Genomic DNA, 7,100 nt, shown 5'->3' on the forward strand with positions numbered 1-7,100 from the left:
CCGCATAAGGGACTCACCGCTGTCAGGCTTCCCTGTGGAAGAGGATTAACCGTGATAACTGCCGAACCACCCGTGAAACCAGAACTTCTGGTGCAGTTCGCATCAGTAACAGAAACCAGTGCATATGTGGTCGATGCGGTAACAGGAGTGGTAAAAGGCGTGAAAGCTGTTCCGCTCACAACTCCTGTTGCAGTTCTGTTTGTTCCTCCGTTTTCTGTATAGACAACTGTAAATGGACCTGTTCCCGATGTAGCCGTAAAGGTAAGCTGTCCGGTGCCCGTCGCGCAGAAGGGACCGTTTGCCGTTAAGCTTCCCTGAGGAAGAGGATTAACTGTAATAGTAGCAGGATTGGACTCTATAGCAGTACAAGTTCCGCTCTGTACTACAGCCCTAAATTGAGTTGTTTGTGTTAAAGTTCCTGAAGTGTAAGTAGTAATACCGGCTGTACTTGTAATATCTGTCCAAGTAGAAAAGGGACTAACAGAAGATTGCCATTTTAAAACTGTCCCTGTTTGTCCAGACAGTGTCAATAAGCCACTTGTTGCTCCTGAACATACAGCACCTCCTCCTGTTACGCTACCTCCTACACTCGCCGCTGAAACTGTTATACTCGCTGTATTTCCTGTAGTAACTGGAGAAGTACAAGTACCAGATGTTAATCCTGTTATAGTTATTGTGCTCGTACCTACTATATTCAATCCTGAAACTGTAAAACTTCCTGAACCAGTAGCATCTACAGTTACCGTAGCACTTCCAGAAATACTAGGATTATTAATGCTGTAAGCTACTGTATAAGTACCTGCGGGCAAAAGAGGTGCAGTAGATATCAACTGTATTACAGAAGTTCCAGTAGACACACAAGCATTACTCGCATTAGTTGCTGTAATTTTATAACTAGGACACGTATAAGTTATTTTTATTTGCCCATTTCCACCTTTACCTCCATTAAAATTACCAGTTAATAACACCAACCCCCCACCACCGCCACCACCAGGTACATCACCATTGGCTCCATTTCCTGCTAAAAGTACTCCTGCACCACCTGCTCCTCCGCCTGTAACAGCAGCTCCGCCACCACCCAATCCAATTCCAGGATTGCCATTTGAGGCAGTACCGGCACTACTTCCACCACCTCCCGAATATACTGATCCAAGAACAAGACTTCCGTTAGCTCCATTTCCTCCTGTAAAATTTGTAGCTGTACCTGTTGTAATACCTGCACCACCTAATCCACCATTACCTGGACCACCACTTGTACCACCTTTACCTCCATTTGCAGTTACAGTTGAAAAAATAGATGCAGAACCATCGAGACCACTTGCTGTAGTTCCTGTAGGCCCGATACCAACAGTATAATTTATTGTTGTATTTGGAGTTACAGTGATTGTAGCTTTACTGTAACCACCTCCACCACCTCCACCACCTGAAGTTCCATTATTATTTCCTCCTCCGGCACCACCTGCTCCCCAACATTCAGCAGTTATAGATGAAAGACCAGCTGCAACTACAAATGAACCGCTCGAAGTAAATGTATTAGTAGTTTGAGCTTGCAAAGTGTTGGAAAAAACAATTAAAAATAGAATCAGGAAGTATCTAATGTCTCGAAAGAAAACAAATTTTAATTTTTCCTTAGTTTGTTTTGGAAATTTCGTAAGATTAAAGAAATTCAATGTAGTAAGTAAATCTTTTTTCATATTGTGGTATTTTGTAATTGAAAAAAATTCTAACTCAAACAAGATTAACTGATAAAAAAAAATTAGGAATAATGCTATTCTCCCCAAATAATTAAAGACCAATAAAAACAGCTTATAACTTTGTTTTCTCAAAAAGAAAAATCAAACTAGGCTTGTGTAAAAAATTAGCCTTTAATCGATTTTTATTACTTTTTATCGATAAAAACTTACAACAAGGTACGATTTTATTTACATACAAATTCACTATGTAGTATTAAACATATAATTTTAACAGCTAAAACGAAGAAAATACAAAAAATAGGAAAAAACTGTTAATTTAAAACGGCAATAACCACAACTAACTGATTTTAAACACATTAACAACAAAAAAACCTTTTACAAAATTTGTAAAAGGCTTTCTTAAAATCTTTTCTTAATAAGATATTTATAGAATCAAAAGATCACTTTTTGAGAAGTCATTTCACCATTTTCATGAATTACTTTAACTAACAAAACCTGATGTGAAAAGTTTAAATTAGGAATGATTATCTTCTTTGTGTCTATTTTTTCTTTTTTATATAATCTATTTCCTGCAATATCATAAATTTCAACTTTTTCAAGATTTTGATTCAAAGATTCAATGGTTATTATTTGATTTTTAACTGATATTAATGTACTGTCTAATTCTTTTTCATTCCTTTCAGTTCCTAGAGTTTTGTCTGTATAGATGATTGAAAAACGATCATTGAAGGTTCCAGCTTCCGAAACGAATTTGTAGGGTGAATCACTAATATTATGAATTTTGTTTAAAGTTTTATCAAATATAAAAACAGCAACACTATCAAAATAAAAGTCTTGATGGTCAATTTCTAAATAGAAAGTTCCACTTTCATTCGCTTTATATCCCAAACGAATTGAATCACTTTTGAGCAAAGGTTTTGCTCTTCCTTGGATAACGAGTTTCTTGTTTTCAATAATACTATAGAAATCCAGTCCTTCATTTGAACTTAAAAATTCAGCATCATAAATCAAATCCAAGTCATTTGAAGCCTCGTCTGCGTAACCCAATAAAATCTGTCTAAATCCATTATTCTCATCCTTTAGATTTAACCAAAAACGATACTTTTCTTCCTGAGTTGTCATCTCCATCTTTTGTGCAGGCTTAAAAAAAGTGCTATTACTTCCTGAAATTCGCATACTGTTGTTAAATTCCAAAACACTAACTGTATTGCTTTTTATGAAAAAACCTTGTCCAGAAGCTATATTACCATCTGGGGGTTGAGTACTTACACCAGTGTTCAGTGCTGCCCTTGTCCTTGTTCCTACACCTCCTAAAAGGTTATAAGCGGCATAACTATCATTCGAATACTTGAGATTAAACGGCGGTTCATTATGTGTCCAAAAGTAAATTGCACCTTTTGTTTTTCCTAAATTGTGCTTTAAAAAAGCATCTGCACTGATTGCGGATGGGTAAGGATTTCCAATCAAATAATAACGATTTGCATTTTCAAAATTCACTTCTACTTTTCCATTATTTGGGATTCCTTTAAAAGTACCTTCGAATATTGCGTGTTCAGTAATCGAATAAGTCTGCGGTGCTCTAATATCGTAACCATGACCAGGAACCATAATCATTGTCCCACTATAACTAATCATCCAGCCTAAAAGCGAATCAAACCAATAAAATTTATCAAAAAGAGTCTCTGGAGAAAGATCAAATAACTTCTGATTCTTTACAGGTGAAGACCAAAATGTAAAGTCATATCGTACAACTGGTGTTGTTTTTCTTTTTAAATGAATAATTCCTGTATTTATTATATCATCATCTGTTTGATATAAACTGGCACCATTTTCTAAAACCAAAGTTCCCAGACCTGTATATGCAAATTCTATCCCCAATGTATTATTCTTTAACAAAACAACCTTTTTACCTTCATCAATAGTACAACTACAAATGTTTGCCGCTGTTAAATTTGGATAATTTTCTTTGAAATACACCTCTTTTCCAGCCGAAGGAAAACCGCTTGACCATGAAATTCCGTCCCAAGTGGTGGTATTAACACAAAGTTTTAAACGAGCAATTCTATGTTTTGTAATGTTGGAAACTGCATTAAAATTGCCTCCAATTAACAATCTATAATCGTCTGTAAAATTCATTGTGAAAAGCGTATTATTTAAATCTGCTTCAAAAGAATTATCATAACTTCCTGATGGCATCAATCGAATAAGTCTTGAAACGACAACATTTTTATAAGTACCCGAAAAAGCTCCACCTAAAAGTATTTTTCCGTCCGGCTGCAATAAAACACTTCGTACATCTCCTTTACTAAAACCTGTTCCAGATTCGAAAGTTGAATCAAGACTTCCATCAGAATTTAATCTAAGAATCCTTTTTTGAGAAATTCCATTGAAAGCTAGAAATGATCCTCCAACAATTATTTTGTTATCAGGCTGTATTGCTAATGCATAAACATATTTATCAAAGCCTTCACGAATATTAAAACTATTATCAATACTTCCATCAGCATTTAAGCGCACTAGACCTGCAAAAGAAAAACCATTAAAAGTTTTAAAATGCCCTCCTGCCAAAATTTTTCCATCTGGTTGTATTATGACCGTCTCAATAATTCCATTTGCACCTGATCCAGTATTAAAATCTGGGTCTGCCAATCCACTTGGAAGCAATCTTACAATTCCTCCAGAATTCGCTTCTGACCCATTATATTTTGTAAAATTTCCAGCTACTATAATTTTTTGATCGGTTTGAATTGCTAATGAATAAACCTGTCCATTACATCCTCCTCCTATGTTAAAAGATTCATCAATTTGTCCATTTTCATTTATTCTAACAATTCTGTTAATCGTTTTGTCATTGTATTTTGTGAAATTACCTCCTAAAATTATTCTTCCATCTGCTTGTAATACTGCCGTTTTAATTAGATTATTGGCTCCTGAATTTTTAACATTAAAACTTTCATCCAGAGAACCATTCTCTAAAAGACAAGTAAGTCTCGAAGCAATCTCGCCATTAAACTTCTTAAAATTACCTCCAACAATACTCTTCCCATTTGGCAGAGGCAAAATGCTGAAAACTGAATTGTCAAAACCAATTCCTGAAGATAAATATGAGGTATCGTGTTCTCCTAGATTATCAATCTTAGCTAATCGTCCTTGATTTAATCCATCAAAAACAGAGAAAGAACCGCCAATATACCAAGAGCCATCATCATCAAATTCTAAACTTAAAACAGAAGCTGATGCTGGCCCTGAACCAATGTCAAAATCCGATTTCAATGTCCCATCAGCATTTAAAAATACCAGTCTATTCACTGCTTTATTATTGTAGAGACCTGTGAAAGACCCTCCAACCATAACATCTCCATTGACATTAATTTTTATTACCTGAACACCTTCTTTACTAAAACCTGTACCTGTTTGAAAACTCTCATCTATGGTTCCATCTTCATTTAAACATATAATTCTATTTGCAGAAATATCATTGTAAGTGGTAAAATTTCCACCCAAAATAATTTTCCCATCGGGGCGTAAAGCGATGGCATTTACATCATCATTAAATCCATTTCCATAACTAAAACTTTCATCAATATTACCATTTTCATGAAGTTGGATTACTCTATTGGCTAGAGCAGTATTGAATTTAGTAAAATTGCCTGTTAGGATTATTTTATTCTTAGGGGTTATACGAACATGGGTGATATTTAGAGCCGAACCATTACCTGTAGAAAATGAGGAATCTAATTTTCCATTCGGAAGTATACGAGCCACTCTATTAACTGTAGTGGCATTATATTTTGCAAAACTTCCCACAATTATTATTTTACCATCTTCCTGCATAGCGATATCATAAACAATTGCTGTAGCAGCAACTGTTGCTCCAGTTGCCCCAACAGTTGTATCAAAACTGCCATCATAGGAACCGTCAGGATTTAAACGAATAAGTCTTCCAACACTAACTCCATTATAATTTGTAAAATTTCCTCCTAGAATAATTTTACCATCTTCTTGTAAATAGGATGCATAAACTTTACCGTTGAAACCTGTACCTGTATTGAAACTGTCATCAACTGATCCGTCAGTATTCAAGCGCGTAAGGTAGGTAACGGGTGATCCATTTAAATTTAAAAATTCACCTCCTACAATTAAATTTCCATCTTTCTGTAAAAGGAGTGTTCTTACTGGAGCATTAAATCCGTCCCCATTTTGCCCATCGTCTTTTGTATTAAAAGTGATATCTACTTTACCCTGTTGTGCAAAAAGGCTTTCATTGATAAATACAAAAAGAATTAAAACTTGTAGATAAAGTATTTTTTTAATCATAACTATATAATAAAAGTTAATATTTGTAAGAATTAAACTAAAATTATAAAGTATTATAAAAAAGCACAATACCAAGATTTAGGGATATTTCAACAAAAAAAGCCCATTCAATAAAATGAATGGACTTTTAAAATTTATCGGATTTACTATTTTATAAATTACTATAAATAATTTTCTTAGTAAAGGAATGACCGTTTTCTAAAGTAATTTTCACCAATAATGCTTGATCACTTGATTGTAAATTCGAAATCTGCAATTCTGATGAGTTCACGTTATTTTTACTATACAATAACTGTGCACCAATATCAAAGATGTTCACTTCATTCATTGTTTCTATTGAAGATGTAATTTTTACTACTTTATCTTTCACGGAAACTAAAACACTATTTTCTAAACTTTCAACGTCGTCTACTCCCAAAGTTTTATTCGTGTAACGCATTACAAAACGGCTGTTGAATGTTCCTGCGGCAGATGTAAAGGTGTAGTCAGCAAGACGAAGGTTGGTTGTTTTTCCTGTTGCCTTGTCTTCCAGATAAACATCCTGTCCGTTATTGAAAATTCCGTCCGCATGATCGATTGAAATGGTATACTCGCCTTGCTTTGCAACCATGTATCCAAACGTAACGACGTCTGTATTGATAAAAGGAAGTGCACGTCCCTGTATGATTAATTTTTTAGACGAATTGATGCTGTAAAAATCTGCCAGAGTATTTGCTGACATTGATACGGCATCGAAATCAGTATCCAGCGTGTTGGTCGCTCCTGTAGCATACCCGACAAGGACCTGCTTGAAAACATCTTTCTTATCGGACATATTCAGCCAGATGCGGTGTCTTTCAACACCAGATGCCGCTGTTTTAAAGAACTGCGAATTCTCGCCTGTTTCACGCTGGCCGTTGTTAAAAACTATCGTATTTGTCGGTGGTTTTATGATGAACCCCTGGGCAGCCCCGATATACCCGTCAAAAGTGGTTCCATTGCCGACATCGATATTCCCCATGCTGTTAACCGCAACGAAATCGTCGTTGTAGTGATATAACCCGTCAGGACCTTTAACCGGAAGATTTACGTGCGCCCAGAAATACAATG

At 35.4% G+C, this 7,100-nt stretch carries 3 protein-coding genes; all 3 read right to left on the minus strand.

All coding sequences use genetic code 11. The annotated features are described in order from the left end of the window. The coding region (locus BM289_RS25770; RefSeq protein ID WP_091499408.1) for a glycine-rich domain-containing protein at nt 1–1,694 on the minus strand (1,694 nt) is incomplete at its 3' end. A gap of 432 nt (nt 1,695–2,126) precedes the next feature. After that, nucleotides 2,127–6,011 (minus strand): T9SS sorting signal type C domain-containing protein, encoded by a 3,885-nt coding sequence (locus BM289_RS25260; protein ID WP_091499410.1) that lies wholly within the window; start codon nt 6,009–6,011, stop codon nt 2,127–2,129. A gap of 151 nt (nt 6,012–6,162) precedes the next feature. Next, nucleotides 6,163–7,100 (minus strand): T9SS sorting signal type C domain-containing protein (locus BM289_RS25265; RefSeq protein ID WP_143102133.1); only part of this gene is annotated, 938 nt, incomplete at its 5' end.

The sequence above is a fragment of the Flavobacterium phragmitis genome, from assembly GCF_900112575.1.
Lineage (GTDB): Bacteria > Bacteroidota > Bacteroidia > Flavobacteriales > Flavobacteriaceae > Flavobacterium > Flavobacterium phragmitis.